Annotated in this window: 42 protein-coding genes and 1 tRNA gene; 25 read left to right on the top strand and 18 right to left on the bottom strand. The window is 67.4% G+C overall.

Annotation, left to right across the window (positions count from 1 at the left end):
- Nucleotides 1-80: 80 nt before the first annotated feature.
- From OPU66_RS03945 to OPU66_RS03935, 3 genes are all read right to left on the bottom strand, one after another.
- The gene (locus tag OPU66_RS03945; protein ID WP_498552305.1) at nt 81-671 is read right to left on the bottom strand and encodes a hypothetical protein; all 591 of its coding nucleotides are present in this window, start codon (nt 669-671) and stop codon (nt 81-83) included.
- On the bottom strand, nt 668-1,207 hold the full coding sequence (locus OPU66_RS03940) for a hypothetical protein (protein WP_498552304.1): 540 nt from the start codon (nt 1,205-1,207) through the stop codon (nt 668-670). The genes OPU66_RS03945 and OPU66_RS03940 overlap by 4 nt, the downstream gene beginning before the upstream one ends.
- Before the next feature lie 67 nt (nt 1,208-1,274).
- The gene (locus tag OPU66_RS03935) at nt 1,275-1,499 is read right to left on the bottom strand and encodes a phage replication initiator YdaU family protein (RefSeq protein WP_498552303.1); all 225 of its coding nucleotides are present in this window, start codon (nt 1,497-1,499) and stop codon (nt 1,275-1,277) included.
- A gap of 492 nt (nt 1,500-1,991) precedes the next feature.
- Between OPU66_RS03935 and OPU66_RS03930 the strand changes: the two genes are divergently transcribed.
- Complete coding sequence (locus OPU66_RS03930; RefSeq protein ID WP_498552302.1) at nt 1,992-2,177, top strand: type II toxin-antitoxin system HicA family toxin; 186 nt, start codon at nt 1,992-1,994, stop codon at nt 2,175-2,177.
- A gap of 86 nt (nt 2,178-2,263) precedes the next feature.
- The gene (locus OPU66_RS03925) at nt 2,264-2,665 is read left to right on the top strand and encodes a type II toxin-antitoxin system HicB family antitoxin (protein WP_498552301.1); all 402 of its coding nucleotides are present in this window, start codon (nt 2,264-2,266) and stop codon (nt 2,663-2,665) included.
- A gap of 17 nt (nt 2,666-2,682) precedes the next feature.
- On the opposite strand, the gene OPU66_RS03920 is transcribed toward OPU66_RS03925, so the two are convergent.
- From OPU66_RS03920 to OPU66_RS03870, 11 genes are all read right to left on the bottom strand, one after another.
- Nucleotides 2,683-3,069 (bottom strand): hypothetical protein, encoded by a 387-nt coding sequence (locus tag OPU66_RS03920; RefSeq protein ID WP_498552300.1) that lies wholly within the window; start codon nt 3,067-3,069, stop codon nt 2,683-2,685.
- Nucleotides 3,070-3,095: 26 nt separating this feature from the next.
- Nucleotides 3,096-3,338 (bottom strand): hypothetical protein, encoded by a 243-nt coding sequence (locus OPU66_RS03915; protein WP_498552299.1) that lies wholly within the window; start codon nt 3,336-3,338, stop codon nt 3,096-3,098.
- A complete protein-coding gene (locus tag OPU66_RS03910; RefSeq protein WP_498552298.1) occupies nt 3,338-3,577 on the bottom strand; it encodes a DUF2312 domain-containing protein in 240 nt (79 codons plus the stop codon). Before OPU66_RS03910 ends, OPU66_RS03915 begins: the two co-directional genes overlap by 1 nt.
- Nucleotides 3,570-4,133, bottom strand: coding sequence for a hypothetical protein (locus tag OPU66_RS03905; protein WP_498552297.1), 564 nt, complete (start codon nt 4,131-4,133; stop codon nt 3,570-3,572). Before OPU66_RS03905 ends, OPU66_RS03910 begins: the two co-directional genes overlap by 8 nt.
- Entirely contained in the window at nt 4,130-4,510 is a 381-nt protein-coding gene (locus OPU66_RS03900; protein WP_498552296.1) for a hypothetical protein, read from the bottom strand. The genes OPU66_RS03905 and OPU66_RS03900 overlap by 4 nt, the downstream gene beginning before the upstream one ends.
- Nucleotides 4,507-5,208, bottom strand: coding sequence for an MT-A70 family methyltransferase (locus OPU66_RS03895; protein ID WP_498552295.1), 702 nt, complete (start codon nt 5,206-5,208; stop codon nt 4,507-4,509). The genes OPU66_RS03900 and OPU66_RS03895 overlap by 4 nt, the downstream gene beginning before the upstream one ends.
- Nucleotides 5,209-5,408: 200 nt before the next feature.
- Nucleotides 5,409-5,846 (bottom strand): hypothetical protein, encoded by a 438-nt coding sequence (locus OPU66_RS03890; protein WP_498552294.1) that lies wholly within the window; start codon nt 5,844-5,846, stop codon nt 5,409-5,411.
- A 150-nt stretch (nt 5,847-5,996) separates the two neighbouring features.
- Nucleotides 5,997-6,158 (bottom strand): hypothetical protein, encoded by a 162-nt coding sequence (locus tag OPU66_RS03885; protein ID WP_498552293.1) that lies wholly within the window; start codon nt 6,156-6,158, stop codon nt 5,997-5,999.
- Nucleotides 6,158-6,343: a hypothetical protein gene (locus OPU66_RS03880; RefSeq protein WP_498552292.1), complete on the bottom strand. Its 186-nt coding sequence runs from the start codon at nt 6,341-6,343 to the stop codon at nt 6,158-6,160. The genes OPU66_RS03885 and OPU66_RS03880 overlap by 1 nt, the downstream gene beginning before the upstream one ends.
- 1 nt (nt 6,344) lies before the next feature.
- A complete protein-coding gene (locus OPU66_RS03875) occupies nt 6,345-6,923 on the bottom strand; it encodes a hypothetical protein (RefSeq protein WP_498552291.1) in 579 nt (192 codons plus the stop codon).
- Nucleotides 6,920-7,135 (bottom strand): hypothetical protein, encoded by a 216-nt coding sequence (locus tag OPU66_RS03870; RefSeq protein WP_498552290.1) that lies wholly within the window; start codon nt 7,133-7,135, stop codon nt 6,920-6,922. The genes OPU66_RS03875 and OPU66_RS03870 overlap by 4 nt, the downstream gene beginning before the upstream one ends.
- Before the next feature lie 105 nt (nt 7,136-7,240).
- Between OPU66_RS03870 and OPU66_RS03865 the strand changes: the two genes are divergently transcribed.
- The 22 genes from OPU66_RS03865 to OPU66_RS03760 all read left to right on the top strand — a co-directional run bounded on the left by OPU66_RS03865 (nt 7,241) and on the right by OPU66_RS03760 (nt 18,388).
- Complete coding sequence (locus OPU66_RS03865) at nt 7,241-7,879, top strand: helix-turn-helix domain-containing protein (protein ID WP_498552289.1); 639 nt, start codon at nt 7,241-7,243, stop codon at nt 7,877-7,879.
- 24 nt (nt 7,880-7,903) lie between these two features.
- Complete coding sequence (locus tag OPU66_RS03860) at nt 7,904-8,341, top strand: hypothetical protein (protein ID WP_498552288.1); 438 nt, start codon at nt 7,904-7,906, stop codon at nt 8,339-8,341.
- 128 nt (nt 8,342-8,469) lie between these two features.
- Complete coding sequence (locus OPU66_RS03855) at nt 8,470-8,910, top strand: hypothetical protein (protein WP_498552287.1); 441 nt, start codon at nt 8,470-8,472, stop codon at nt 8,908-8,910.
- Nucleotides 8,910-9,068, top strand: a complete 159-nt coding sequence (locus tag OPU66_RS03850; RefSeq protein WP_498552286.1) for a hypothetical protein — start codon at nt 8,910-8,912, stop codon at nt 9,066-9,068. Before OPU66_RS03855 ends, OPU66_RS03850 begins: the two co-directional genes overlap by 1 nt.
- Nucleotides 9,065-9,346: a hypothetical protein gene (locus OPU66_RS03845; protein ID WP_498552285.1), complete on the top strand. Its 282-nt coding sequence runs from the start codon at nt 9,065-9,067 to the stop codon at nt 9,344-9,346. The genes OPU66_RS03850 and OPU66_RS03845 overlap by 4 nt, the downstream gene beginning before the upstream one ends.
- The gene (locus OPU66_RS03840) at nt 9,346-9,834 is read left to right on the top strand and encodes a hypothetical protein (protein ID WP_498552284.1); all 489 of its coding nucleotides are present in this window, start codon (nt 9,346-9,348) and stop codon (nt 9,832-9,834) included. The genes OPU66_RS03845 and OPU66_RS03840 overlap by 1 nt, the downstream gene beginning before the upstream one ends.
- Complete coding sequence (locus tag OPU66_RS03835; protein WP_498552283.1) at nt 9,834-10,220, top strand: hypothetical protein; 387 nt, start codon at nt 9,834-9,836, stop codon at nt 10,218-10,220. Before OPU66_RS03840 ends, OPU66_RS03835 begins: the two co-directional genes overlap by 1 nt.
- Nucleotides 10,217-10,894, top strand: coding sequence for a 3'-5' exonuclease (locus OPU66_RS03830; RefSeq protein ID WP_498552282.1), 678 nt, complete (start codon nt 10,217-10,219; stop codon nt 10,892-10,894). The genes OPU66_RS03835 and OPU66_RS03830 overlap by 4 nt, the downstream gene beginning before the upstream one ends.
- Entirely contained in the window at nt 10,887-11,228 is a 342-nt protein-coding gene (locus OPU66_RS03825) for a hypothetical protein (RefSeq protein ID WP_498552281.1), read from the top strand. The genes OPU66_RS03830 and OPU66_RS03825 overlap by 8 nt, the downstream gene beginning before the upstream one ends.
- Nucleotides 11,221-11,499: a hypothetical protein gene (locus OPU66_RS03820; protein ID WP_498552280.1), complete on the top strand. Its 279-nt coding sequence runs from the start codon at nt 11,221-11,223 to the stop codon at nt 11,497-11,499. The genes OPU66_RS03825 and OPU66_RS03820 overlap by 8 nt, the downstream gene beginning before the upstream one ends.
- A gap of 1 nt (nt 11,500) precedes the next feature.
- Complete coding sequence (locus OPU66_RS03815) at nt 11,501-12,547, top strand: DUF5131 family protein (protein ID WP_498552279.1); 1,047 nt, start codon at nt 11,501-11,503, stop codon at nt 12,545-12,547.
- Nucleotides 12,540-12,908, top strand: a complete 369-nt coding sequence (locus OPU66_RS03810) for a DUF4326 domain-containing protein (protein ID WP_498552278.1) — start codon at nt 12,540-12,542, stop codon at nt 12,906-12,908. Before OPU66_RS03815 ends, OPU66_RS03810 begins: the two co-directional genes overlap by 8 nt.
- On the top strand, nt 12,901-13,188 hold the full coding sequence (locus OPU66_RS03805) for a hypothetical protein (protein WP_498552277.1): 288 nt from the start codon (nt 12,901-12,903) through the stop codon (nt 13,186-13,188). The genes OPU66_RS03810 and OPU66_RS03805 overlap by 8 nt, the downstream gene beginning before the upstream one ends.
- Complete coding sequence (locus OPU66_RS03800) at nt 13,185-13,424, top strand: hypothetical protein (protein ID WP_498552276.1); 240 nt, start codon at nt 13,185-13,187, stop codon at nt 13,422-13,424. Before OPU66_RS03805 ends, OPU66_RS03800 begins: the two co-directional genes overlap by 4 nt.
- The gene (locus OPU66_RS03795; RefSeq protein ID WP_498552275.1) at nt 13,421-14,107 is read left to right on the top strand and encodes an HNH endonuclease; all 687 of its coding nucleotides are present in this window, start codon (nt 13,421-13,423) and stop codon (nt 14,105-14,107) included. Before OPU66_RS03800 ends, OPU66_RS03795 begins: the two co-directional genes overlap by 4 nt.
- Nucleotides 14,104-14,562: a hypothetical protein gene (locus tag OPU66_RS03790; RefSeq protein WP_498552274.1), complete on the top strand. Its 459-nt coding sequence runs from the start codon at nt 14,104-14,106 to the stop codon at nt 14,560-14,562. Before OPU66_RS03795 ends, OPU66_RS03790 begins: the two co-directional genes overlap by 4 nt.
- Nucleotides 14,559-14,912 carry a hypothetical protein gene (locus OPU66_RS03785; protein WP_498552273.1) on the top strand — a complete coding sequence of 118 codons (354 nt, stop codon included), beginning with the start codon at nt 14,559-14,561 and terminating at the stop codon, nt 14,910-14,912. Before OPU66_RS03790 ends, OPU66_RS03785 begins: the two co-directional genes overlap by 4 nt.
- Nucleotides 14,909-16,588, top strand: coding sequence for an SNF2-related protein (locus OPU66_RS03780; RefSeq protein WP_498552272.1), 1,680 nt, complete (start codon nt 14,909-14,911; stop codon nt 16,586-16,588). Before OPU66_RS03785 ends, OPU66_RS03780 begins: the two co-directional genes overlap by 4 nt.
- Nucleotides 16,585-16,722 (top strand): hypothetical protein, encoded by a 138-nt coding sequence (locus OPU66_RS03775; protein WP_498552271.1) that lies wholly within the window; start codon nt 16,585-16,587, stop codon nt 16,720-16,722. Before OPU66_RS03780 ends, OPU66_RS03775 begins: the two co-directional genes overlap by 4 nt.
- On the top strand, nt 16,719-16,976 hold the full coding sequence (locus OPU66_RS03770) for a hypothetical protein (RefSeq protein WP_498552270.1): 258 nt from the start codon (nt 16,719-16,721) through the stop codon (nt 16,974-16,976). Before OPU66_RS03775 ends, OPU66_RS03770 begins: the two co-directional genes overlap by 4 nt.
- A 172-nt stretch (nt 16,977-17,148) precedes the next feature.
- Nucleotides 17,149-18,147, top strand: coding sequence for a tyrosine-type recombinase/integrase (locus OPU66_RS03765; RefSeq protein WP_498552269.1), 999 nt, complete (start codon nt 17,149-17,151; stop codon nt 18,145-18,147).
- 155 nt (nt 18,148-18,302) lie between these two features.
- Nucleotides 18,303-18,388, top strand: a tRNA-Leu gene (locus OPU66_RS03760).
- 46 nt (nt 18,389-18,434) lie between these two features.
- On the opposite strand, the gene rnhA is transcribed toward OPU66_RS03760, so the two are convergent.
- Together rnhA and thrB are read right to left on the bottom strand one after the other, a co-directional pair.
- Nucleotides 18,435-18,899, bottom strand: a complete 465-nt coding sequence (rnhA, locus tag OPU66_RS03755; protein ID WP_498552268.1) for a ribonuclease HI — start codon at nt 18,897-18,899, stop codon at nt 18,435-18,437.
- The gene (gene thrB / locus OPU66_RS03750; RefSeq protein ID WP_498552267.1) at nt 18,896-19,834 is read right to left on the bottom strand and encodes a homoserine kinase; all 939 of its coding nucleotides are present in this window, start codon (nt 19,832-19,834) and stop codon (nt 18,896-18,898) included. Before thrB ends, rnhA begins: the two co-directional genes overlap by 4 nt.
- Nucleotides 19,835-19,972: 138 nt before the next feature.
- Here thrB and OPU66_RS03745 point away from each other — a divergent pair, with 138 nt between their 5' ends.
- Nucleotides 19,973-23,194 (top strand): WD40/YVTN/BNR-like repeat-containing protein, encoded by a 3,222-nt coding sequence (locus tag OPU66_RS03745; protein ID WP_498552266.1) that lies wholly within the window; start codon nt 19,973-19,975, stop codon nt 23,192-23,194.
- Nucleotides 23,195-23,360: 166 nt separating this feature from the next.
- Here OPU66_RS03745 and rplL read toward each other — a convergent pair whose 3' ends face one another.
- A complete protein-coding gene (gene rplL / locus OPU66_RS03740) occupies nt 23,361-23,738 on the bottom strand; it encodes a 50S ribosomal protein L7/L12 (protein ID WP_498552265.1) in 378 nt (125 codons plus the stop codon).
- Nucleotides 23,739-23,762: 24 nt separating this feature from the next.
- On the bottom strand, nt 23,763-24,278 hold the full coding sequence (gene rplJ, locus OPU66_RS03735) for a 50S ribosomal protein L10 (RefSeq protein WP_498552351.1): 516 nt from the start codon (nt 24,276-24,278) through the stop codon (nt 23,763-23,765).
- Nucleotides 24,279-24,305 lie beyond the last annotated feature (27 nt).

Genomic DNA, 24,305 nt, shown 5'->3' with positions numbered 1-24,305 from the left:
GGGCGAGGGCAGTGAAGGTGGCGTCCTGCGCTAAACGGGGCTCGCCCGCACCCAACTGACACCATGCTCGCCGAAGCGGCTCAAGCCGCTGCGCCGATAACCGGCTGTTCCCGGTTTGTTACCTCATCAGGCACAAGATGCCAAGAGGCGACGCGCACGCGGAAGCGGCCGCCAAACGCCACCACGTTGAACTTGCCGCGGCCACCCTCGACGACACCGCTCATGCCTGCGAAAATCCCGTCGGGCACACGCACCGACTCTCCGCGCTTATAGGGCTGCGCCTTTCGCCGGATCCGCTGCTCGCGCGCTGTCTGCTCTGCCGCACGCAACTCGCGCAGATCGCTGTCACCGATCTCCGGCACCTTGCCGGCCCAGCGGAAAACCGAGAACGCGGGATGCTCGCTGGTCACCGCTTTCGACAGGGCGAGCAGATCGGTCAGGTGCCCATACCGGGCAAACACGAATGTCGGCAAAATCGGAATCTCGATCTCGCGCCGCACCTTCTTTCGCGGGACGCACCGTTCGACCAGCTGCACCGGCGTCCACGCCTCGATCCCCGCCTCAGCGAGCGAGCGGGCGAGGCCGATTGTCGAGCGCGGGTTCGTCCGCAGAATGATCCAGCCCATGCCCATGTTTCGCGCGCTCCCTGTCCTCGTCATCGTGTCGATCAAGCCGCCGCCTGCTCCGGCGCCACACCCGCCGCGCTGAGATCGTCGGCGCTGATATGCCCGGCCGCGAGCCCCATCCGGACAATATGGGGCGGCAGCCGGCGCAGCTCCTCGGCGCTCAGCGGGCGGGCGCTGCAATCCGTCAGGCGCGGGGTGGCAGCGGCGGCCACCTCGGCCATCAGCCGCTCCAGCCGCATGATCGCGCGCCGGTGCCGGGCCTCGATATCCCGCGCCTTGGCCCGCACATGCCCGTCCACCTCGCTCAGAAACTGCATCGGCACATGCAGCGCCTCGCGCGCCGCCTTGATCGCCGTCCTGGGCGCGAGGTCGGACAGGGCCGCGACCAGCGCCACCAGCCATGCCTTCGCCTGGTCGGGCGCAAGATGCGGCGCGATCTTCGCGCCGATCGGGCGGAGAGCATTCTCCAGTTTCTGCGCGGCTTCGGCCTTGGCAGCGCCGTCCAGTGCTTTCAGCGGCGCGAGCGATGCCTGATAGGCCGCGACCGTCGCCGCCACCGACGCGCCGTCCCGGTCGATCATCTGGCGCGCCGCCTCAGGCCGGAAAATGTCCTCCAGCGCGAGCGCGGCCAGCGCATGTTCCGCGGTTTCAGTGCTGGAGCCAGCCACTCGGTTTTCCATTCGATCCATTGCGGTGATCCTTCGGTGCGAACACGGTTTCCCAGCCTCGCTCGGTGGCAAGGTCGATCATGTCGCCGGGCGGCCAGCCGGCCTCGGCCAGCTCGGCCAGTTTCCTGCCCAGCAGGGCGTAAGCCCGCTCGGTCAGCGGCTTGCGGCGCTGGCGGACGAAACCAGTCCACTGCTCGTCCGTCACCCCAGCCGGGGCCGGGAAAGCCGCGGCCTTACGTGCGCGCGGTATCCCCTCCGGGTGGGGGCGTGGGGGTGGGGGTGTTTGGGGGGTTTGGGGGGGATTAGGGGGAGGGGGAGAGGGGGCGGGTTCGTCCGTGATGTCACATCCTGTCACGTGACATTCCGTGACGTTCTGTGACTGCGCGGACCGCGCCGCCCGGCTTTCGGCCTGCCGCTTGCGATCACCAGCCCGTCGCCGCTCGAGCGCAGCCGCCGCCGCGTTGGCCTCGGCAAGCGCCATGGCAACATCGGCGACGAGGTCAGCCGGCGTTCCGGCCGCGATCAGGCGAGCGAGCAGGTCCGCGCTCACCGATCAGCCCCGCACATTTTAGTTGTGCTTGGCCCGGCCCCACGGTCCGTCGCGCGCAAGATTGTGCGCAAAAAAATACACACGGCCCATTGACGCGGGCGCGCATCGTGTGTATATATTTGCGTATAGAAAGGAGGAAGCAAAGCGATGGGTGACAGCGATGAGATCATCCGGCGCTTGAAGAAGGAAGGCTGGCACGAAGTTTCCCACACGGGCAGCCACAAGACCTTCAAAAAGGCTGGAATGGAAAAGCTGGTCACCGTTCCCCATCCGCGAAAAGACATTGGAAGGGGGCTAAAACGGGCGATCTGGAAGGCGGCGGGGTGGCTCTGAGAGCCGCCCCGCTCGCGGGAAACCCGATTTAGCCGTTCGTAGCTTTCACCTTTTGAAGTGCATGAAACCATAAACGGGGAACGACCATGTATTATCTGACTTTTGTATTCGATGATCCCGGCGGCTTCGGCTTCGTCGCACCCGATGTGGAGGGCTTCACGGCTCATGTTGAGACCGAGGACTTTTCCGTCGCGGTGTCCGAGGCCCGCAAGGTGCTCGCCGCTCACCTGACGGCTCTTCTCGATGCCGGCGGCCAGCTCCCGCGCGCGCGCTCCATCAAGGAACTTGCCGCTCAGGAGGATCTTCGCCCCGATTTTGAGGAGGCCTTGACCACTGTGATGCTGCCGGCGCTGGTGAGTTCTGGTCGCACAAAGCGGGTCAATCTCAGCCTCGACGAGAATACGATTCAGCTGATTGATCAGGCGGCGCGCGAGCGTGGTCTGACCCGTTCGGCATTCGTTGCCGAGGCGGCAAGGGAGCTGGCCTGAAATGGTCCAGGGGGTGCTCACGCCAGCACCCCCCAATCCCTTAGCCGCTCCAGCCCTTCGTCGACGCTGCGAAACACCGCGTGCCGGACGCCGCGATGCTCACACCAGAGGCGGAAATCCTCCTGCGCGTCGGTCAGCGCGCCGCGCCCATGCTTGGCCTCGAGCGCGCCCGCGCCGTCAGCCCACATGAATGCGTAATCTCCCACGCCGACATGCATGCCCATGGCGCGCGAGATCGCCGCCCGGACGCCGGTGCGGTGCCCGAAGCACAGTTCCTGCGCCGGGTGCAACCACACCGCCCGCAGCCGGCCGTCGAGCGTCGCGGCGCGCAGCTCGTTCGCGAAGGCGACGCACATCGCGTCCTCCGGCCCCGGCCGCGCACCGCGCAGCGGCCGATACGCCATGAGCCGCGCCAGAAAAGCCGGCACCCTCACCGGACGGCCCCCGATTCCACCTCAAGCCGCAGCTGCGCCAACCGTTCGGCACGGCGCTGCTCGGCCGCCGCCCGGCGCTTGGCGGCAGTGGCCCGGCCGCCCGCGCGCAGTCGCCGGTCGGTGTCGGCAAGCGTTGACGCAAGCTCCTCATTGAGGAGCCGGATGTGAGCCGCGGTGCGCGCGCAGCTGATCGCGCAGATCGCGCAGCACAAGACGGAACAGAAAATGGCGGCCGTCATCAGTCGAGCCCCAGCGCGGTGCGATAGGTCTCAAGCAGCGCGTCGGCCTCCTGCCGGGCGTTCTTTTCCATCCGGCGCAGGCGCACGATCGCCCGCATGGTCTTGACGTCATAGCCATTGGCTTTGGCCTCGCCATAGACGTCGCGGATATCGTCGCTGATGCCCTTCTTCTCGTCCTCCAGGCGCTCGATGCGCTCGATGAAAAGGCGCAGCTGTTCGGCGGTCACGGTATCAGACATGTCGGGTCTCCTCGGTGTTGGATTGGGCGCGGCGCTCGGCCGCATAGGTGTCGGCCCAGCCGATCTTGCCGGGGGCGTTGCGCGCGCGGCGCTCGAGGGTGCGGCGCTTGTAGCGCACGGGCAGGCCCGCCTCTTCGCGCCAGCGCTGCACTACGTCGTAGCTGACCCCGTAATGGGCGACCGCGCTCTGGATGCCGAGCTCGGCGATCCGCTCGGCCAGATCGGCCGGGCGCGGGAATGCCCGCCGCGTGCCCCGCGACTTGTGCTTGCGCGCGACCTCGGCCGCCCAGCGGGACACCGTGGCCTGCCCGGTGCGATAGTGCCGGGCGAGATCGCTGATCGACATGGTGTCGGCCAGCAGCGCGAAGTCCGACGGCCGTGGCCGCCGCTTGGGGCTGCGGTACGGCTCAAAGCCGCGGGCGATGCAGCGGCGCAGCGCCTCGACCGATCTGCCCATCAGCAGCGCGCAGGTGTCGAGCGTGTGCACCTCGCGCAGCCGCTTGAGCCGCGCGCATTCGGCCGCCGTCATGTGATGGGGAAGGCCGCGCGGCGTCATCCGGCCGCTCCGTCGATCAGCCGGATCGTCCGCCGCAGCATCCGCTGTTCGGGCTGGGTGAGCGCGCGCTGCCGGCTGATCCGGTCCAGCTGATCGAACCGCGCCCGGGCGCAATCGAGCAGCGATGTCGTCGGCCGCCACGCATCCGGCACCGCGATGCCGGGCGCCAGACAATAGCCGGCACGGGGCGGCTTGCGGCTGTCGATCGCATAGCCGGCCGCGCGCAGCTGCATGATCTGCGCCTTGAGGCAGCCGACGCTCACCACCTCGGCCCAGATCGTCAGATCGGTGCCGTGCAGCCAGTCGCCGGCGGCGGCCAGCGCGCCGACGATGGCGCGCTGCTGTGGCGACGCCGGCGGGGTGGTGGTGTTGGTCATGCCGAGGCCTCGAACTTGCCGACCTCATTGCCCCAGACATTCCAGCCCGGCCGGACGGTGCGGGCGAACAGCTCGAGATACGGGCCGCCGACCAGCGCCTCGATCCGGGCATATTGCTCGTCAGGCTTGCGGCTGTGCTCCCGGCGCGGTGCGATGATGGCCTGGCGGACGCTGGCTGAGCGGCGGCGCGGGTTGCCGCGCGTGAACAGCCAGCACGGCTCGACCTGCTTGCGCGTCCAATAGCCGAAGCTGATGCGCGGCTCCGCGATGTCCCCGGTGAACATGTTCACCTGATCCGCGTCGATCATCCGCTGCTTGAGCCAATAGAACGCGTCGGTCTTGAACTCGAAGCCCCACGCCCGGGCAAGCTCTATGCCTTCCGCCAGATGCGATCCGACCAGCCACATGAACAGGGCACAGTCTTTCGCGGCAAACTCGCCGACGGGCAGCGCAGCGAGCTGCTCGAGCGTGAGGGTCCGGTAATGATCCTCGGCGCAGCGGTGCGGCGTCATGTTCTCGCCGCTGAACGTCCGAAACGCCCATGGCGGGTCGGCCAGGATCGCGCCGAAGCGCTTTCCCCCAAGCGCCCGCCGCATCGCGGTCGCATTATCGATCGTCTCGCCGGGCAGCTGGAAGCATTCCGGCGCCGGCGGGTTCAGCGCATCCTCGGCGTCGACGAGCGCGCCCTCGCCCGGCACCAGCCCGGCAAGCGCTTCTGCCTCCGCCGTCGCAACGCCCGCGCGGCGCGCGACGCGATAGCGGCGCAGCTGCAGCGATCCGGCCGGGGCGGGTGCGCCGGGCAAGGCTTGAGCGTTCCCGGAAGCGGGGGCTTCCGGGGCGGTTTCGGCAGTCATGTGATCCCCTCTCCGGGCGGCCCCGGCGTGTCGGCCTGTCCTCGTCAGCCGTGTGTGATGGCGCTCTGCATTTCAGCGATCAGCTTGCGCGACCGGCTGCGGAGCTTGGCGTCCTCGACATGGTCGATGCGCCCGTCCGCGCGCGCGGTGCAGATTTCGGCGGTCAGCTGGGCGGCCTCCGCCGCCACGACATCCCAGCCGGTGTCCTTCGGCTCGATGGCGGCCAGGCTGTGGCCGCTGTCCTCGATCAGCATCGAACAGAGGTCGCTCAGCCCCGGGATCCGCGCCAGCTTGATGAAAACCTGGAGCGGCATGGCCGATGCTTCGCGGCTGGGCAGCGGCTTGTAGCTGCGCAGCGTGTCCTCCGGCGTGCCGGTCGCCTTCGCCAGCACCGCGATGGAATAGCCGCGGCTGTCGGCAGCCACGAGGAACGCCTCCTGCCGGGCCTTGAGATTTCGGACAATCGGATCGTCGCGGGTCATGATTTCAGACGTCCCTCGGCAGATTGTGGCAGCATGGAAAAGACAGCCCCCCGACACGGCGACGACAGCGCGTCAGAAACGCGCCGCGCCGCCGCGCGCCCGGCCGCCAAAGGGGGGAAGACGGCGCGAGAGGGGAACGGATGGCCGCGCTCATGCAGCGGCCTCGATGTCGTGTTCGCGCGGCGCGCGCGCCGGGCAGGCGGCGGCGACACAGCGCGCCACCTCGGGATGCCAGGCACTGACGCCGCACCGGTCGCAATAGCGGGCGCAGTCATTGGCCGGGCGCTGGCGGGGGGTGTGAATCGTCAGCATCACATGACGTCCTTGAACCAGTTGGAAATCGCCCGCGTCGCCCCGCGCAGCGCGAAAGCGCGATGCGCGACAAGCGTGCTGGGCAATCCCGCGCCGGACGCGAACACCGCGACTTCGATCATGTCGCGCTGCACGTCCATGCCGGCGGTCGGCACAGGGCGCGGGGGACGGGGAGAGCGGGTCATCTCAGCCTTCCCGTTCCGCAAAGCGGTCCTTGTCGGCGATGGCCGCGTCATACGCCGCCTGCTGATCCGCGATCATTGCGTCGAGGGTGTAGCGATCCACGTCGATATCCATCGCAATCGCCGTTTCGCGCAGGTCCTTCAGCAGGCTCAGGCGCTGTTCTGCGCGCCGCGCGATGGCGAAACGCTGCCAGTAGTTCGTCGTCCGGTCGAAGGCCGTATCGATCGGGTCAGCCGTGCCGATCTGCGCGCCGACGCTGCCCGCTTGCGGGGGATTGTCCGCCGGGCGCGCGCCGATCAGCAGCCAGTTGAGCAGGGCGCGGCAATCGGCCTCAAGCAGGCCGGGGTCATCGCGGCTGAGCGCGATGTCGTCGAAAACCGTTTTCACGACTTGCTGCCGCAGTTCGACTTCGGGAGTGGGTCGTGTGCGCCCAGGCCGCTTGATCTCCCGGTCCCCCGCTTCCGCCAGAAAGCGCGCGATCCAGTGCGCGTGTTCAATCCAGTCGGGCAGGTTGCTTGTGCTCGATCCGATCAGATGCCTTGCGGCAAGCCGATGGTTGATCGTGATTTCGGGCTTATTCATGCGGCCTCCCGGTCATGATCATCGTCGAGCCCGAAGAAGTCGTTGGCCGTCACCGCGCCGCCGGTCGCCGCGACGATACGCGGCATCAGCTTGCGGCTGGGGATCGTCACGCCTTCGGCGGCACGGGTGATTGTCGACAGCGAGACGCCAAGCTGCTCCGCGAGGCGGGATGCAGAGTTGCCGGGGATGTCGAGCCATTGCCGGAGTTTCATAGCACCCCCGACATTGCATATTATGCAAGTTGCATCAAGCCTGAACTTGCATGTGGCGCTCTGGTCGGAGGTTGCGTGTCATGCAAACCCATGCGGATGCGCATAATGCTGCCACAGCTTCGCGAAGCGCTGGGCCTCACCCAGGACGATATCGCTGACCGGCTGCAGGTCTCGACCTCGCAGGTCAGCCGCTGGGAAAGCGGTCGCTCGAACATCCCCAGCGAACGTCTGCCGCAGATTGCGTCGGCATATCAGTGCCGTATCTCCGACATCTTCAATGATGGGGATGGACAGTTTCAGTCTGTCGGGCCTACCCTTTACGTCAAAGGTGAGGTCGCGGCAGGTGTTTGGAAACAGGCGTGTGAGTACGAGCCGGCGGATTGGGAACCCTACACCGGCAGGCCTGATATAACCGTGCCGGTCGCGAGCAGATTTGGCCTCGTCGTCGTCGGCGAGAGCATGAACGAGGTCTACCCCCCGGGCACCATCCTCGATTGCGTGAGCATCCTCGCAGGCGTCGAGGTGGTGAACGGCAAGCGGGTGATCGTGCAGCGCGTCAACACCGCCGGCGACTGCGAAGTGACCGTCAAGGAGTATTTCCAAGACGATCAGGGCGTGGAATGGTTGGTCCCGCGTTCGCGCAACCCGTCGTTCCAGTCTCCGATTCGGGTGGATCAGCCTGAGGACGACATCGTCGAATGCAGCATTGTCGCTGTGGTGGTCGGGTCTTATCGCAAGGAGTGACGGGCGGTGCGTGAAGGCGGTGCAGTGCTGATCGTGATCGGTGTCGTCGTCAGCATCGCCTCATTCTTCCTCACAACCACAGTGGACACCCCGGCCGATCTGACGGGTATGTCATCGCAGGTATTCAACAGCGGCCTGCTTCAACGCCAGATGATGGTGCTCCATGTGGGCCTGGCGATCGGGATCTCTGGAACATTGCTGTTTGCGGCCAGCGAGCTTGCGGCGCGCCGGCCGCCGATCGATCATCAGGTGCAACCCGCCCCGCGAACTGCGGTTGAGCAGCCGGGCGCAACCACCCCGTCGCCGCCTGCAACGCCGGCTACGCCGGCCAGCCCAGCCGCGAGCGCTGTCCCAGTCGACGACGATGAAAACGGCAAGACCGGTCGCCTGTTGGTGGCAGTGCTTTTCCTGCCGGCGGTGGTCGTTCTGCTGGCGGTGATGGCGATGCTTACGGCATCGTAACGGTCGCCAGTTTGCACATTGTGCAAGTTTTGGATTGATCAAGATTGCGTAATATGCAAGTAAGCGCGGACAGGCCCTGACCTGCCGCGCCCTCCTGGCCGGCACGAGAGACGGGCCGGGAGGCTGCAATGGTTTCACCCGTCGACGACGATCCGGACGTGCGCCAGGCCGTTCGGGATTTCCTGCCGCTGGCCGCGCTGATCCGCGAGCGCCGGGCGGAGCTGGCCCGCCTGGGCGATCAGGCCGGTCAGGCTGTGCGCGACCATATCCGCTCGCTGATGGGCGACATCCAGACGCGCGCCGCGCGCATCGGTGTCGATTTCGATGTGCTGATGGTGCTGCTCAATGCCGAGCTTGACGCGCGGTGGCGGGGCGGGGGCAGGGCGCCCACCCGGCCGGGGCCTCAGACGCTGCTGACGGCTGTCGTCAACGCCGAGGCGGCGGTCGATCAGGCCCGGCAGGAACTGCTGCGCGCGCAGGCCCGCCTCCGCGGTGCCGAGAATAATCTGCGCGCGGCCGAGGCGGCCTATCGCAGCTATGGCGGCGGCAAGCTGGTCGAGGCGGCGTGATGCGCGCCTTCCGCTTTCCCCGCCTGCCGGGCCGCCCCGGCTTTGACGCGCGCTGCGCGCCCCCGCCGCTGCTTTCGCTCGCCCAGATCGTCGGCGCCCTGATCATGGGGCCGGCGCTGCTCGCCCTCATCTGCCTCACACTCATGGTGATGCCGTGACCCACCGGATTATCCGCCACCCGCTCGATTACAGCCCGCCGCGCATCAGCGATCTGCCGCCCGATCACGCGCGCATCGTGCTCGCCGCGCGGGACGATGCCGCCCGCGACCGCTGGATGCGCGCGCGCCAGCCGGCCGGCTTGCTCGCCCGCCTCCGTCAAAGGTTCCTCCCGCACCGCGCAAGTCTCTCTCTCCGCGCGGCACCTCGTGCCGGCACTGGCGATCCCGGTGCCGGCACCCTTTTCCGAGGACGCGGCGGGGAAGGGGAGGCGGCCTGATGCAGCCCGATCTGATCGGATATGCGACCCCGGCCGAACTCGGAGAATGGGCGGAGACGTACATGTCGCAGCGGCCGGCCGATTTCGTGATCGGGCCTTCCGCCAACCCCTATCTCCGTCGCTGGTGGCTGATCCCGCGCAACGCGCGCTGCAACGTCTATCTGCACGAAATCCTGCGCAGTGACGACGATCGGGCGCTGCACGATCACCCTTGGAACAACATCTCGCTGCTGCTGAGCGGCAGCTATATCGAGCATACCCCCGAGGGCGTTTTCAAGCGCCAGGCCGGCGACGTCGTGGCGCGCGCGGCGACCGATTCCCATCGGCTGGAAATCCCGGAAGGCGGTCGGGCGGTGAGCCTGTTCATGACCGGGCCGAAGGTGCGCGAATGGGGTTTTCACTGCCCGCGCGGCTGGGTGCACTGGCGCGATTTCACCGCCGGCCCCAACGGCGAGCTGATTGGCCGCGGCTGCGGGGAGATGGCGTGATGGCGGCCGGTCTGCCCGATCTCGCGCCGAACGAACGACTCCTGCCCACCGAAGCGCGTTTCCTGCCGCCGGTCGTGCCGTCGAAGCACAACAGCTGGCGCGCGGTGCGCGGCGAGGCTCAGCGCTATACCGAGTGCCAGCTGCGCGCGCTGCGCGAACGCGGCGTGGATCCGGCGACCGTCGAGGATGTGCTGGTGCGCCAGCCGATCAGCTCGCGCGAGTTCGTGATGCCGATGATCAAGAACCCGACCTACGTCATGCCGTGCCCGATCCTGCGGCGCAGCCCGCAGCTCGGCGAACTGCTCGTGATCGCCCCGGCAGGCGATCTGCGCTGGGTCACAGCCGATGGCCGGATCACCAACCGCAAAGTCTGGGGGCGAGCATGACACATGTGATGATCGATATCGAAACGCTCGGCACCAGGCCGGGCAGCGTGATCCTGTCCATCGGCGCGGTCGCATTCGACCCCTTTAACGGCGCGGTCTTTCAGAGCGGCGACCCTTGGTACGAAAGCTTCTACACACAGGTTTCGCCGCGCAGCTGCCAGAATCACGGCCTCACGATCGACCCTGAGACCGAACAATGGTGGCACCGTCAATCACCCGAAGCGCGCGATGCCGCGCTGGGCAAGGGCGTGTCGCGCAATGCTGGCGGCGGCAGGACGGGCAAGCCGACGCTCAAAGAGGCTCTCGCAGCCCTCGACAGCTGGTGGCGCACTCTCGATCCCAAATTCATCTGGGCGCACGGCCCCGGCTTCGATCTCCCGCTACTGGAAGCCGCATATCGCGCGATCGGCTGGCGCGAGCCGTGGCGCTATGACGCCGCCCGCTGCACCCGCACGATCTACGACCTCGCCGGCGTCAAGCCGGACCGCAGCCAAGGCACCCATCACCACGCGCTGGACGATGCAATCGCCCAGGCCAAGGCCGTGATCGACGCCTATCACAAGCTCGGCCTGTCCCGAGCCGCGCGGGAAGCGGCGTCCGCCGCCGCCGACCATGTGCTTGGCCTGAAGCCCCGCGTCGAAGCGCATGAAGCGGAGGGCCGGGCCGATGGCTGATATCGAAAATCGGATTGCCGAGCTGAACGCGGAAATCGCGCGGCTGCGCGAAGAACTGCGCAAGGCCAATACGCCGTTGTGGTTCTACGCCCTTGATTGTGAGGACATGTGCGCCTTTTCCGTTCAAGAGGCGATTGAATGGCACGATCTCGATCCGGGCGATCATGTCGTTCGCATTTCGACGGCGCGGCCTTGCCCGGATCTGTGGTGCGCCGTCCGGGTCACATCCGACCCGGACGCTGACCAGCGACACACCTTCACCGAGCACGCCACCGAACAAGCCGCGCGCGCGGCCCTCGCCAAAGCCAAAGCGGAGGGCCGGGCCGATGGGTGAGCAGGTAGAATTCAGCGTGCTTGCCCGCGGCAAGGCGTGGGACGCCCCCGCCACCGCAGCCTTTCGGTCGGATGACCGGGCGAGCGTCATCCTTGAGATCACCGATCTGGATGGACGGCTGCCGCAACCGTTCGTCGCGCTCTCGGTGGTCTGCAACGGGCGCGGCGTGAAGGGGCTGATCCACGCTGCCACAGCGCGCGATCTGGCGGCACAAATCATCGCAGCAGCCGACCTGCTAGAGGCCGGCGCAGCGTCCTTGGAGGCGCAGTAAGATGGCTGAGCACACGCACATCGAATGGACCGAGGCGACCTGGAACCCGATCACGGGCTGCTCGGTCACCTCGCCGGGCTGCACCAACTGCTATGCGATGGCGCTGGCCGGGACGCGGCTGGCCGACCACCCGAGCCGCGCGGGGCTGACCCAGCCGAGCAAGGCCGGGCCGGTCTGGACCGGTGAGGTGCGGCTCAACGAGCAATGGCTGGACCAGCCGCTGCGGTGGAAGCGCCCGCGCATGATCTTCGTCTGCGCGCACGGCGATCTGTTTCATGAGGCGGTGCCGGATGAGTGGATCGACCGCGTGTTCGCCGTCATGGCGCTCTGCCCCCAGCACACCTTCCAGGTGCTCACCAAGCGGTCGGCTCGGATGCGGGATTATCTGAATGCTCGCGGCGGACATGGTGACACGCCGGGCCATCACATTATGCACGCAATGGACGGCATCACGCGCGAGAGGTGGCCGCAACTGTCTTGGCCTCTCTCGAACATCTGGCTGGGCGTGTCGGTGGAGGATCAGGCGCGCGCCGACGAGCGCATCCCCGATCTGCTCGCCACCCCGGCGGCGGTGCGCTGGATCAGCGCCGAGCCGCTGCTCGGGCCGGTGGATTTGCGGCATTTGCCCGCCTTGATAGCCGGTGTTGATCGGCCTCTGCTCCGCACTGATGCGTTACACGGCAAGCACCATTGCGGGGCGGGTTGGTCGCCGGTTCAGAGGCTCGACTGGGTCGTCGTCGGCGGCGAGAGCGGCAAGGGCGCGCGCCCGATGCACCCTGATTGGGCGCGCTCCCTGCGCGACCAGTGCGCGGCGGCGGACGTGCCGTTTTTCTTCAAGCAGTGGGGAGAATGGTTCCCCTATGGCGAGCTGGACGCCGACGGGCACCAGAACAGCCGCACAAGAGGCGAGCAACCCGGGCTGTGGCACACCTGGGCGAACGGCGGAGGGTTTTCGGTCAAGATCGGCAAGCGCCGCGCTGGCCGCCTGCTCGACGGCAAACTCCACGACGCCACGCCGCGCGCTGCGGAGGGCCGGGACAATGCCTGAGCGGGTCCAACTGTCGCGCCGCAAGGGCTGGCGCATGCCCCCGAACACGGTCAGCGTCGCGCGTCCGGGGAAGTGGGGGAACCCGTTCACAGTGAGGGGGTGCCGCGCGGCAGGCTTTGTCGGCACGGATGCCGAGCTTGCCGCGCGCGTCGTCGGCGCGTTCCGAGCGTGGCTGACCAGCCCGCACTGGCGCGAGAACTGGTCGGGGCCAGAGGCCGAGCGGCGGCGGAACACTATTCTCTCCGAACTGCCCAGTCTGCGCGGCAAGAACCTCGCCTGCTGGTGCCCGCTCGATCAGCCGTGCCACGCTGCCGTGCTGCTTGAACTGGCGAACGCTGCGGAGGGCCAAGCGCATGGCTAAGCCGACCGTCATCGATGAGGTCGAGCAGCGGCTCCAGGCCGCCGAGGCATCATGCGGCAGCTACGCCGACGATCCGGGCGGCTTCCATGCGCGTCACCGGGCGGCGATGGCCGAGCTGGCCGAACAACTCGCCGAGCGCTTCGACGCGCGGATCAGCGTTCGCTGGGACGGGTGCCGCGTCACCATCGCAGGCATCTCGGCAACCAGCACAACAGGACTGTACGGGGCGCTCCGCAACTGGATCCGCGCCGCCCGGCGCAAGGAGGCACAGCAGCCATGAAGAACAAGCTCCGCGACCTCAACGACCATCTCTTTATGGCCTTGGAGCGGCTGAACGACGAGGACTTGGACGCCGAGAAGATCGAGCGGGAGGCCCAGCGCGCGGACGCGATCGTGAAGATCGCCGATCAGATCGCCCGGGGCGTCGATCTGCAGCTGAAGGCTGTGCACCTGATCGCCACCCATGGCGACCGGTTCAAGGGGCATCTCACCATGCTCGAAAGCAAGCCGCAATGAAGAGGCGGCCGATCATCTACAGCGCCGATGAGCTGGCGTGGCTGGAGGCAAACCGGACTTTGCCGATCAGCGAGTATCACGCCGCCTTTCTGGCCGCGTTCGGTCGGGAAGACGTGTCCGCCGGCCACCTCCATGCCCTGCGCAAGCGCAAGGGCTGGAAGACGGGGCGAACCGGGCAGTTCGCGCGGGGTGCCGTGCCGGTCAACAAGGGGCAGAAGTGCCCCGAAGGTAAGGGCGGGCGTCACCCCAATGCGCGGCGCACCCAGTTCAAGCCGGGGACGCGCCAGGGCGTGGCGGTCAAGCTCTACAAGCCCATCGGCACCGAGCGCCTGAGCAAAGAGGGCTATGTCGAGCGCAAGATCCACGACGGCCTGCCGCTGCAATCCCGGTGGCGCGCCGTCCACCTGCTGCGCTGGGAAGAACAGCACGGGCCGGTGCCGGCCGGTCACTGTCTCAAGTGCCTCGACGGCAACCGCACCAACACCGATCCGTCCAACTGGATCGCTGTGCCGCGCGCGATGATCCCGCGCCTTGCAGGCGGCAACCGCTATCGCCGCGTCGTCCCGTACGATCAGGCCGCGCCCGAACTGCGGCCGCTCCTCCTGGCCGCTGCCAAGCTCGAGCACGCCGCGCGCACGAAGCGCAGCCGTAAAGGCAAAGCATCCGAGGACGTGGAGCCATGAGCTACGCCGAAACCACCAAGGTGCCGTTCGAGAGCAGCATCGCCGAGATCGTTGGCGTCGTCCGCAAGGCCGGCGGCAGCCAGATCGTGCAGGCTGACATGGGCGACCACTTCGCGCTGATATTCACGCTCGCCGGCCGCATGATCCGGTTCCGGGTGTCTTTCCCGACGCCGGAGCAGGTCAAGAAGATGACCGGCCCGCGCCAAGATCCCGAACGGGTCGCAGAGCAATGGCGTCGCCAGCGCGGCCGGGCGCTGCTGCTCGTCATCAAGGCGAAGTTCGAGAGCATCGCGGCGCACGTCGAGACGGTTGAAGAGGCGTTCCTGGCGAACGTCGTGATGGCGGACGGCCAGACCCTCTACGACCGCGTGAAGGAGCCGATCGCGCTCGAATACCAGTCCGGGGTTTCGTCGCCGCTGATGCTGACCGGCCCGCAGCCGGGAGGGCGCGCATGAGCGCCCTCCGAGAACTCTTGATTCCGCTGCGCACCGCCCGCCTGCGCGTCGGCACGGAAGCGCAGCTGCAAGCAGATATCGGCGCAGCCTTGACCAGTCTCGGCATATCGTTCGAGGCCGAAGCCCGCCTATCGCAGCGCGACCGGATCGACTTCCTGACTGCTGAGGGCATTGGGATCGAGGCGAAGGTCAAATATCCGAAGCGCGCGATTTTCCGCCAGCTCGCGCGCTACGCTGAGCACGATCAAATCAAGGCCCTTGTGCTCATCACGGCCACTGCGCTTGGCCTGCCGCCAGAGATCAGCGGTAAGCCTGTCTACTTCATCTCGCTGGGGAGGGCCTCGCTATGAGCTATGGCGAGCTTCGCTTTGAGCCCGGCCCGCCCGCCAAATGGTGCGTCACCCGGCTCGCGCCACACGTCGCGGTGAAGTTCAAGCGCATGTTCCCGAACGTGCCGCAGTCGGCCGTCGAGATCACGCTGTCCGACACGGATGACGTCCGGGCCGACCTCGAGTGGTTCCTCGTCCGCTACCCGCTGGAGGGAGCCGACCGACACCTGTTGGCGGAAGGCACCGCGCGGTTGACCAAGCGACTGGCCGAGCGCGACCGGATCCTGCTGCCGGACTGGACGCCGGGGCCGCTGACGGGCTTCCGGCCGGGCTTCGCGCCGTACCGGTATCAGGCCCAGGCCGCAGCCATCGCGCTCAAGACCGGAGCCCTGCTGCTGGGCGACGATGTCGGCCTCGGCAAGACGATCACCGCTGCGGCGATGCTCACCGGCGGCGCACCGCTCCCGGCGGCGATCGTCGTGCAGCCGCATTTGTCCGGCCAATGGAAGGCGCAGATCGAGCGCTTCACGACCCTCCGGGTGCACGAGATCACGACGACGAAGCCTTACAGCCTGCCCGAGGCGGACGTGTACGTGTTCCGTTACTCGAATGTCGGCAGCTGGAGCGACGTGATCGCGCAAGGGCTGTTTCGCACCGCAGTCTACGACGAAATCCAAGAGCTGCGCGGCGGCCTCGGCACGAACAAGGGTGTCGGGTGCCAACGTCTCTCGTCGCACGCTGAAGTCCGCCTCGGCCTGACCGCGACGCCGATCTACAACTACGGTTCCGAGATGTTCCACGTCATGGGCTTTGTGAAGCCGGATCTGCTGGGCGGCTGGCACGAGTTTGCTCTGGAATGGTGCAAGTCGACCGACTGGAAGGTCGTAAAGGATCCGGACGCGCTCGGCTCCTATCTGCGCGACACCGGCCACTTCCTCCGTCGCACCGAGGATGACGCTGCCGTCGACGCGGCGATGCCACCGCCGAACGTGATCGATTTCGAGGTGCCTTGGAACGATGCCGATGCCGATGCCGAGGAAGAGCTGGCGCGGACGCTCGCGCTCAAGGTCTTGCACAGCACCGACTTCATGGAGAAGGGCCGGGCGGCCCGTGAGCTTGATCTGATGATGCGGCAGCTGACCGGCGTTGCCAAGGCCCGCGCGGTCGCCACCTATGTCAGACTGCTGCTAAACGATTGCGACCGTGTACTCCTCGCCGGTTGGCACCGGGAGGTCTACGAGATCTGGCGCACCGAACTCGCGACGTTCGACCCTGTGCTCTACACGGGCAGCGAAACGGCCGCAGGCAAGGCCCGCAGCATCGAGGCATTCACCAAGGGCAGCGCGCGCGTGATGATGATCTCGCTGCGCTCAGGTGCTGGCCTGGACGGCCTGCAGCATCATTGCCGTGATATCGTGTTCGGAGAGCTCGACTGGTCGCCACAGGTCCACCATCAGGTGATCGGACGCCTTCGCCGGCCGGGCCAGCGCGACCAGGTGACGGCCCACTATCTGCACACGAACGGCGGCAGCGACCCCGTGCTGTTGGAGATGCTCGGCATCAAGAGCGATCAGAGCCGGGGCATCAATGCGCCCGGCCAGCTGGCGAAGGCCCGCTACACGGACGAAAGCCGTATCAAGCGGCTTGCGGCCTTCGTGCTCGGAGCCGGTGATGCAAATGCCGAGGCCGCCGCATGATCCCGCGCATCACCACCTACCGCTGGGGCGGCGGCGACGACGACTGCCCGACTTGCACGGTCGAAGGCTTCGGAATCGAGCTGCGCTGGCTCGGCCTGTATCTTGAACTCAACTTTGGACGCAGACGCCCATGAACGCTCGCGCTCTCCCGCTCGATCGCCTTCCCGACTGGCCCGAGGCCCTGACCCGGGAGGAGGCGCTCGCTTACACGAACCTCGCCGAGAAGATGTTCGACCGGCTGGAGCGCGCCGGATCAATCACAGGTCGGTTGATCGGCCGCAATGGCGCGAAGCTGTACCTGAGGGATCAGCTGCGGGCGGTGACGCACAATCTGTTCGGCAACGGCGCCAACGATATCGACGACGAGTTTGAGGGCATCGGTGGCTAAGGTCGCGCTCCCGAAATACATGATCCCGAAGCGCCGGGCCGACGGGTCGACCTGCTATTACTGGCAGCGCCCCAGCTGGGCACGCCCGCCGGCTGAGCGCCATGGTCGGCTATGCCCGGTCGCTTCGGAGACGCTGGGCACGGATCTCGCCGCCGCGATCGGCAAGGCTGAGATGCTCAACCGCCAGTTCGAAGAATGGCGGGTCGGGCTGGAAATGAAGCCCGCCGAAGGCACGGTGAAAGGGCTGCTGGCATGGTATCGCACACAGCCTCGTTTCGCCGACCTCGGGCCGCGCGCGGCGCGGGACTATCGCCACTATATGGGCCGGATCGAGGCATTCCCGCTCAAGTCGACCGTGCTTGGCGCGCGGAGGGCCGCTGAGATCGAGGCCCACCATGCCGACGCGATCTATCGCGCGGTGGCGAAGCGCGACGGTAAGCGCGCCGCGGCGTATTGGATGCAGATCCTGCGGCGGGTCTGGAACGAGGCAATCCGGCACCGGAAGATCAAGGGGCCGAATCCGTTCGCGAAAATGGGCATCAGCATGGTCGCCCAGCGCGGCAACCGGGCGACCAGCCGCGCCGAGTTTGATCGCTTCCGGCTGCAGGCGCGGGACATGGGCTTTCAGTCAATGGCGACGGCCGCGGCGCTCAGCTTCGAACTGGTGCGGCGCGTCAGCGACGTGTTTGGCTACCTGTTCGATCGGGCCGAGGATGAGGCTCCCACGATCGCCTGGGAGGACTATCGCCCGGGCGTCGAGATCGCCTTGCGCCAGGGCAAGACCGGCGATGCCCAGATCATCCCGCTTGCTGACGAGCACGGCCGGCCGCTCTATCCGGCGCTCGAGGAGGAGCTGGCGCGCATGGAGCGCGCGGCGGGCCATATCGTGATCTACGAGAAGACCGGGCGGCGGTTCACCGAGCAGCAGTCGATCAAGCTGTTCAACAAGATCAGGGATGCGGCCGGGCTACCCGGCGGGCCGGGCGGCATGACGCTGACCGGCTTCCGGCACGGTGGCGCGACCGAACTGGGCGACGCTGGCGTCGATGACATCCGGCCGATCTCCGGGCATCGGACGCTGGGGCAAACCGCGACTTACAACAAGGTGACCAAGACGAAGGCGCGCAACGCGGCGGCGCGCCGGCGGGCGCATGTTGAGACCAAGAGGTAATCTCGTTTCGGCCGTCGTTTGCATGGGTGGATTCGAGAGCGCATCGTCGGTAGGAACAAACCGCGATTGTCGGAACGTGTCTGAAAGCATTGTCTGAAAGACGCGCGCCGGACGCGCGAAATCAACCGCGAAAAGCACGCTTTTCCGGACGCTTGGCGGACGTGGCGAAATCGGTAGACGCAGCGGACTTAAAATCCGCTTCTCGACGAGAGTGCGGGTTCAAGTCCCGCCGTCCGCACCAGCGCGGGGCGGTTGGCCGCCCCCATGACCCTGCTCACCAGCCCTGCTTACCGGCTGCCGCGCAGCGCGTCGGCGGCGTCGCTCGCCAGCCGGTCGGCGCGTTCATTGTCGGGGTGGCCGGCATGGCCCTTCACCCAGATCCAGTCGATCCGGTGGGGGGCGGCGGCGGCGACCAGCCTTTGCCACAGATCGGCATTCTTGACCGGCTTGCGGTCGGCGGTGCGCCAGCCGTTGCGCTGCCAGCCGGGCAGCCATTTGGTCAGCCCGTCAAGCACATAGCGGCTGTCGGTCGACAGCCTGACGCGGCATGGCCGGTTGAGCGCCTCGAGCGCCATGATCGCCGCGGTCATTTCCATGCGGTTGTTCGTCGTCGGCGTTTCGCCGCCCGACAGGTCCTTTTCCCGGCCGCCAAAGCGCAGCACCGCGCCCCAGCCGCCGGGGCCGGGATTGCCCTTGCAGGCGCCGTCAGTTGCGATTTCGACGATGGGCAGTTCGGCAGGGGTGTCGGTCATCGCCGCGCGTAATGGTCGAGCCGGCGCAAAAAGGCGAGGGGGTCCTTGCGCGTCACCAGCGCGTCGGCGGGGGTGTTCAGCCAGTCCCATGCGCGGGTGAGCAGGAAACGCAGGCACGCCCCGCGCGCCAGCACCGGCAGCGCATCTTCCTCGCGCGCGCTCAGCCCATGGGCGGCGGCATAGCCGGCGCGCAGCGCGGCATCGATAGCCGGGTCGAAATCGGCCCCGTCGGCGCTGAAGCACCAGGCGGTCAGCGTCACCGCCAGATCCCAGGCGCGGATTTCGGTGCAGGAAAAATAGAAATCGATGATGCCGGTCACCCGGTCGCCCAGCATCAGCACATTGTCGGGGAACAGATCGGCATGGACGACCGCGCGGGGCAGGTCATCGGGCCAGTGCGCGTCGAGAAAGGCGAGTTCCGCCGCCACCCGCGCGCCCAGCCCGGCGGCAATGGCATCGAGCTGGTCGCCGCAGCGCGCGGCGAGCGCGTGCCAGCCCGCCGGGCCGAGCGTGTTCGGGCGCGTCCGCGCAAAACCCGCCAGCGCCCGGTGCATCTCGCCCAGCGCCACGCCCGCCGCCCGCGCCTGCGCCGCTGTCGGCTGCGACAGCGACACGCCGGGCAGAAACTCGATCAGGCAGGCCGGGCGGCCGGCGACCGTCTGGATCTGCGTTCCCGCCCGGTCGCGGATCGCGCGCGGCACCGGGCAGCCGGCGGCGGCGAGATGATCGGTCAGGGCGAGAAAAAAGGGCAGGTCGCCGGCATCGACGCGCTTTTCATACAGGGTCAGGATGAAGCGGCCGCCGGTCGTCTCGACAAGGTAATTGGAGTTTTCCACCCCCTCGGCAATGCCCTTGGCCGAAATCAGCGTGCCGGCATCATAGCCGGCGAGCAGCGCCGCCATCGCCTCGGCGGAAACCTGGGTATAGACAGCCATCGCCGCCGGTCATGCGGCCTTGCCGGGGAAAAGGAAAGACCGTGCATCGCCGCCTGCGCTGCGGCATGTCCCTGCCGCTTGCCCTCACCCCCGGCCATGCTAAGCCTTTGCCGCGAAAACAAAGGGGAGGAATGGGCGATGCGGCATGGATATGGGCGCTGGTGGGCGGACCCTGCGCTGGGCGCGCTGGCGGTGGCGCTGGCCGCGGCACCTGCGGCAGCGCGGGAGCCAGCACAGGATGTCAAGACCGGGTTGACGGCGACGCCGAAAGCCGTTGCCGACAAGCCGGCGGACGCCAAGCCTGCCGAGGATGCCGGCGATCCCCGCTTCGCCGCGCTCACATGGCGCAATATCGGTCCCAATCGCGGCGGCCGGTCGATTTCGGCGGCGGGCAGCACCGCGCGGCCCAATGAATATTATTTCGCGGCCGTCGGCGGCGGGCTGTGGAAGACGCGCGACGGCGGCACCAGCTGGTCGAACGTGACCGATGGCAAGATCCCGACCGGGTCGGTCGGCGGCGTTGCGGTGTGCGAGGCCAATCCCGACATCGTCTATCTGACCACGGGCGAGACGCAGCTGCGCGGCAACATCCTGACCGGCAATGGCGTCTATAAATCGGTCGATGCCGGCAAGAGCTGGACGCATGTCGGGCTGGCGGCCGTGCAGAATTTCTCGCGCGTGCGCATCCATCCCAAGGATTGCGACACGGTGTTTGTCGGCGGCTTTGGGCGTTATGGCGCGGAAAATGCCGATCGCGGCGTCTACAAGAGCAGCGACGGCGGCAAGAGCTGGCGGCGCACTCTTTACCGCGATCCGCGCAGCGGCGCGGTCGACATTTCGATCGATCCCGCCAATCCGCGCATCATGTTTGCCGCGCTGTGGGAGGCGTGGCGCAAGCCCTGGGGGATGAGCTCGGGCGGGCCGGGCAGCGGCCTGTTCCGCAGCGAGGATGGCGGCGAAAGCTGGACCGAGATCACCCGCGCCCCCGGCCTGCCCCAGTCCGGCCCGGTCGGCAAGATCGGGGTCAGCGTCTCCCCCGCCGATGGCCGCCGCGTCTATGCGATGGTCGAACATCAGCAGGGCGGGGTGTTCGTGTCCGACGATGGCGGGCAGAATTGGACGCGCACCAACGAAAGCCGCGACCTGCGCCAGCGCGCCTTTTACTACACCCGCATCGTCGCCGATCCCAAGGTGCGCGACCGGGTCTATGTGCTCAATGTGCAGTTTCACCGGTCGGACGATGGCGGCAAGACCTTTGCCAAGAAGATCAAGGTGCCGCACGGCGACAATCATGATCTGTGGATCGCCGCCGACGACAATCAGCGGATGATCCAGGCCAATGACGGCGGTGCCAATGTCAGCGTCAATGGCGGCGACAGCTGGACCGCCCAGACCTATCCGACCGCGCAGATCTACCGGCTGGGGCTGACCCATCACCAGCCGCCCTTCGCCTGTGGCGGGCAGCAGGACAACAGCACCATCTGCGTGCCCGTGCGCGGCTGGCGGCACCGCGACGTGCTTGGCGGCTATGGCTTTGCCGCCGGCGGCGGGGAAAGCGGCTATGTCGCCAATGATCCGCGCAATCCCGACATTTTCTATGCCGGCAGCTATGGCGGCGAGCTTGACCGGTTCGACGCCCGCACCGGGCAGAGCCGGGCGATCAATGTCTGGCCCGACAATCCGATGGGCTATTCGGCCGGCGACCTGAAGGAACGGTTCCAATGGACCTTCCCGATCGTGTTCGATCCGCAGGACCCGAAGACGCTCTATGTCACCTCGCAGCATGTCTGGCGCAGCACCGACGAGGGGCAGAGCTGGCAGAAGATCAGCCCCGATCTGACCCGCGCCGATCCGGCGACGCTCGGCCCGTCGGGCGGGCCGATCACCCGCGACCAGACCGGGGTTGAAACCTATGCCACCGTGTTCGCGCTCGCCCCGTCGCGGCGCGAGGCGGATGCGATCTGGGCGGCGTCGGACGACGGTCTGGTCCATGTGACGCGCGACAATGGCGGCAGCTGGCAGAACATCACTCCGCCGGGCCTGCCGCCCTTCATCAAGTTCACGACCATCGAGGATTCGCCGCACCGGCCCGGCACCGCCTATCTGACTGGCCACCGCGTGCTGCTCGACGATCCCGCGCCCTATGTGCTGAAAACCAGCGATTATGGCCGCAGCTGGACCCGGATCGATGCCGGGCTGCCGGCGGACGAACCGGCGCGCAGCATCCGCGAGGATCCGCTGCGCCCGGGGCTGCTGTTCCTCGGCACCGAACGCGGCGTCTGGGTATCGTTCAACGACGGCAAATCGTGGGACAAGCTCCAGCGCAACCTGCCGGCCGTGCAGGTGTCGGACCTCGGCGTGGCGGGCGATGATCTGGTGATCGCCACCCATGGCCGGTCCTTCTGGGTGATGGAGCGGATCAATGTGCTGCGCCAGCTGGGGGCGAAGGAAAGTGCGGCGCGGCTGTTTGCGCCGGCAACCGCGCTGCGCGGCCTCGATAGCGGGGCGGCAATCGACTATTTCCTGCCCGCGACGCCCGCCAGCCTGAAGATCGAGATCCATGACATGGACGGGCGGCTGGTCCGCAGCCTTGACGGGGTGAAGCCCGATGCCAAGCCCAAGGGCGGCGAAGCGGGCGATGACGATGAGGATGACGGCCCCAAGGGACCGCCGCCGCCGACGATGAAGCCGGGGCTGAACCGGTTCAGCTGGGACATGCGCCATCCGGGCTTTGTCGATTTCCCCGACATGATCCTGTGGACCAGCCGCAATCGCGGCGGCCCGCTGGCACTGCCCGGCCGCTACCGGGTGACGCTGACTGTCGATGGCCGCGCGCAGAGCCAGATGCTCGAGATCGGCGTCGATCCGCGCGTCACCGATGCCACGCCGGACGCGCTGCGCGACCGGTTCGCGCTTGCCATGCAGGTGCGCGACCGGGTGAGCCAGGCGAATGAGGCGGTGCTGCTGATCCGCGGCGTCACCGATCAGGCGCGCGCCCGCGCGGCAGAGGCGCGCGATCCGGCGCTGAAGGCGGCGCTTGACGGGCTGGTCGCCGGGCTGCGCGCGGTCGAGGGGCGGATCTATCAGGTTCGCAACGAAAGCCGGCAGGATCCGCTCAACTTCCCGATCATGCTCAACGACAAGCTGGCCGGGCTGCTGGGCGTGATCGAAAGCGCCGAGGCGCGGCCGACCGACCAGACGCGCCGGGCCTTTGCCGAGCTGTCGGGCCAGCTCGACCGCGAACTGGCGGCGATGGCGGCGCTGCTCGACACTGATCTGGGCCGGGTGAACGCGGCGCTCAGCGGGGCGGGGCTTGCCCCGATCACGCGCACGCCGCAGGCGCCCAAGCCGGCGGCCTGAACCGCGCAGGCGGGGAGGGCGGGGATCCGCCTGGTCCTCCCCGCCCGATCCTCCCAGTTGCTTTGGCTGCCGGCGTCGGTCACGCCAAGCAGCGGCGACGCAAAAAAAGGGGCGACCCGTTGCCGGGCCGCCCCTTTTTTCTGCTCGGTAAACCGGGCGGTCGAACTTACTTGAGTTCGACGGTCGCGCCGGCTTCTTCGAGCTGCTTCTTGATCTTTTCGGCTTCGTCCTTGTTGACGCCTTCCTTGACGGCCTTCGGCGCACCTTCGACGAGCGCCTTGGCTTCGGTCAGGCCGAGACCGGTGATCGCACGGACTTCCTTGATCACGTTGATCTTCTTGCCGCCGTCGCTGACGAGAACGACGTCGAACTCGGTCTTTTCTTCAGCAGCCGGAGCGGCCGCGCCACCGGCGGCCGGAGCCGCAACCGCGACCGCAGCAGCGGCCGAGACGCCCCACTTTTCTTCCAGCAGCTTCGAGAGTTCAGCCGCTTCGAGGACGGTGAGCGCCGAGAGCTGTTCGACGATCGAATTCAGGTCTGCCATGTGAAATCTCCAATCGGGTAAAGGTTATGCGTTTTCCTTGGTCGCATAGGCGTTGAACACGCGCGCGAGCTGCGCGGCGGGCGCCTGAGCGATCTGGGCCAGCTTCGTTGCCGGCGCCTGGATGAGACCGACGAGCTTCGCCCGCAGTTCGTCCAGCGAGGGCAGCGAGGCCAGAGCCGTAACACCAGCCGGATCCAGGACGGTCTCGCCCATTCCCCCGCCGACGATCTCGAGCTTGTCGGTCGTCTTGGCGAACTCGACGGCCACCTTGGCGGCGGCAACCGGGTCCTGGGAATAAGCCAGGCCGATCGGCCCGGTCAGCATCGACTGGATGCCGACATAGGACGTGTCCTGGAGCGCGATCTTGGCAAGGCGGTTCTTGGCCACCTGATAGCTGGCGCCGGCTGCGCGCATCCTGTTGCGAAGCTCGGTCGACTGCTTGACGGACATGCCCAGGTTACGGGTCACGACCACAACGCCGGCTTCGGCAAAGGTCTGGCTCAGCTCTTCGACCAGCTCGGTTTTTTGAGCTCGATCCATGCCATTCTCCTCAATGGCCCAAAGGCA

This window comes from Sphingomonas sp. URJC2, from assembly GCF_059803575.1.
This window is presented reverse-complemented; position numbering and strand designations above follow the sequence as displayed.

Bases quoted from the DNA above. Each gene is read 5' to 3' on its own strand.
- OPU66_RS03820 (WP_498552280.1), top strand. From the start codon at position 11,221: ATGGGTGAGCAGGTAGAATTCAGCGTGCTTGCCCGCGGCAAGGCGTGG.
- OPU66_RS03775 (WP_498552271.1), top strand. From the start codon at position 16,585: ATGATCCCGCGCATCACCACCTACCGCTGGGGCGGCGGCGACGACGAC.
- OPU66_RS03850 (WP_498552286.1), top strand. From the start codon at position 8,910: ATGCGCGCCTTCCGCTTTCCCCGCCTGCCGGGCCGCCCCGGCTTTGAC.
- OPU66_RS03790 (WP_498552274.1), top strand. From the start codon at position 14,104: ATGAGCTACGCCGAAACCACCAAGGTGCCGTTCGAGAGCAGCATCGCC.
- OPU66_RS03865 (WP_498552289.1), top strand. From the start codon at position 7,241: ATGCTGCCACAGCTTCGCGAAGCGCTGGGCCTCACCCAGGACGATATC.
- OPU66_RS03765 (WP_498552269.1), top strand. From the start codon at position 17,149: ATGCTCAACCGCCAGTTCGAAGAATGGCGGGTCGGGCTGGAAATGAAG.
- OPU66_RS03780 (WP_498552272.1), top strand. From the start codon at position 14,909: ATGAGCTATGGCGAGCTTCGCTTTGAGCCCGGCCCGCCCGCCAAATGG.
- OPU66_RS03840 (WP_498552284.1), top strand. From the start codon at position 9,346: ATGCAGCCCGATCTGATCGGATATGCGACCCCGGCCGAACTCGGAGAA.
- OPU66_RS03870 (WP_498552290.1), bottom strand. From the start codon at position 7,135: ATGAAACTCCGGCAATGGCTCGACATCCCCGGCAACTCTGCATCCCGC.
- OPU66_RS03805 (WP_498552277.1), top strand. From the start codon at position 12,901: ATGGCTAAGCCGACCGTCATCGATGAGGTCGAGCAGCGGCTCCAGGCC.
- OPU66_RS03810 (WP_498552278.1), top strand. From the start codon at position 12,540: ATGCCTGAGCGGGTCCAACTGTCGCGCCGCAAGGGCTGGCGCATGCCC.
- OPU66_RS03920 (WP_498552300.1), bottom strand. From the start codon at position 3,069: ATGGCGTATCGGCCGCTGCGCGGTGCGCGGCCGGGGCCGGAGGACGCG.
- OPU66_RS03825 (WP_498552281.1), top strand. From the start codon at position 10,887: ATGGCTGATATCGAAAATCGGATTGCCGAGCTGAACGCGGAAATCGCG.
- OPU66_RS03915 (WP_498552299.1), bottom strand. From the start codon at position 3,338: ATGACGGCCGCCATTTTCTGTTCCGTCTTGTGCTGCGCGATCTGCGCG.
- OPU66_RS03855 (WP_498552287.1), top strand. From the start codon at position 8,470: ATGGTTTCACCCGTCGACGACGATCCGGACGTGCGCCAGGCCGTTCGG.
- OPU66_RS03795 (WP_498552275.1), top strand. From the start codon at position 13,421: ATGAAGAGGCGGCCGATCATCTACAGCGCCGATGAGCTGGCGTGGCTG.
- OPU66_RS03925 (WP_498552301.1), top strand. From the start codon at position 2,264: ATGTATTATCTGACTTTTGTATTCGATGATCCCGGCGGCTTCGGCTTC.
- OPU66_RS03770 (WP_498552270.1), top strand. From the start codon at position 16,719: ATGAACGCTCGCGCTCTCCCGCTCGATCGCCTTCCCGACTGGCCCGAG.
- rplL (WP_498552265.1), bottom strand. From the start codon at position 23,738: ATGGCAGACCTGAATTCGATCGTCGAACAGCTCTCGGCGCTCACCGTC.
- OPU66_RS03745 (WP_498552266.1), top strand. From the start codon at position 19,973: ATGCGGCATGGATATGGGCGCTGGTGGGCGGACCCTGCGCTGGGCGCG.
- OPU66_RS03830 (WP_498552282.1), top strand. From the start codon at position 10,217: ATGACACATGTGATGATCGATATCGAAACGCTCGGCACCAGGCCGGGC.
- OPU66_RS03930 (WP_498552302.1), top strand. From the start codon at position 1,992: ATGGGTGACAGCGATGAGATCATCCGGCGCTTGAAGAAGGAAGGCTGG.
- rplJ (WP_498552351.1), bottom strand. From the start codon at position 24,278: ATGGATCGAGCTCAAAAAACCGAGCTGGTCGAAGAGCTGAGCCAGACC.
- OPU66_RS03885 (WP_498552293.1), bottom strand. From the start codon at position 6,158: ATGCTGACGATTCACACCCCCCGCCAGCGCCCGGCCAATGACTGCGCC.
- OPU66_RS03835 (WP_498552283.1), top strand. From the start codon at position 9,834: ATGGCGGCCGGTCTGCCCGATCTCGCGCCGAACGAACGACTCCTGCCC.
- OPU66_RS03875 (WP_498552291.1), bottom strand. From the start codon at position 6,923: ATGAATAAGCCCGAAATCACGATCAACCATCGGCTTGCCGCAAGGCAT.
- OPU66_RS03815 (WP_498552279.1), top strand. From the start codon at position 11,501: ATGGCTGAGCACACGCACATCGAATGGACCGAGGCGACCTGGAACCCG.
- OPU66_RS03900 (WP_498552296.1), bottom strand. From the start codon at position 4,510: ATGACCAACACCACCACCCCGCCGGCGTCGCCACAGCAGCGCGCCATC.
- OPU66_RS03800 (WP_498552276.1), top strand. From the start codon at position 13,185: ATGAAGAACAAGCTCCGCGACCTCAACGACCATCTCTTTATGGCCTTG.
- OPU66_RS03890 (WP_498552294.1), bottom strand. From the start codon at position 5,846: ATGACCCGCGACGATCCGATTGTCCGAAATCTCAAGGCCCGGCAGGAG.
- OPU66_RS03940 (WP_498552304.1), bottom strand. From the start codon at position 1,207: ATGATCGACCGGGACGGCGCGTCGGTGGCGGCGACGGTCGCGGCCTAT.
- OPU66_RS03880 (WP_498552292.1), bottom strand. From the start codon at position 6,343: ATGACCCGCTCTCCCCGTCCCCCGCGCCCTGTGCCGACCGCCGGCATG.
- thrB (WP_498552267.1), bottom strand. From the start codon at position 19,834: ATGGCTGTCTATACCCAGGTTTCCGCCGAGGCGATGGCGGCGCTGCTC.
- rnhA (WP_498552268.1), bottom strand. From the start codon at position 18,899: ATGACCGACACCCCTGCCGAACTGCCCATCGTCGAAATCGCAACTGAC.
- OPU66_RS03905 (WP_498552297.1), bottom strand. From the start codon at position 4,133: ATGACGCCGCGCGGCCTTCCCCATCACATGACGGCGGCCGAATGCGCG.
- OPU66_RS03910 (WP_498552298.1), bottom strand. From the start codon at position 3,577: ATGTCTGATACCGTGACCGCCGAACAGCTGCGCCTTTTCATCGAGCGC.
- OPU66_RS03785 (WP_498552273.1), top strand. From the start codon at position 14,559: ATGAGCGCCCTCCGAGAACTCTTGATTCCGCTGCGCACCGCCCGCCTG.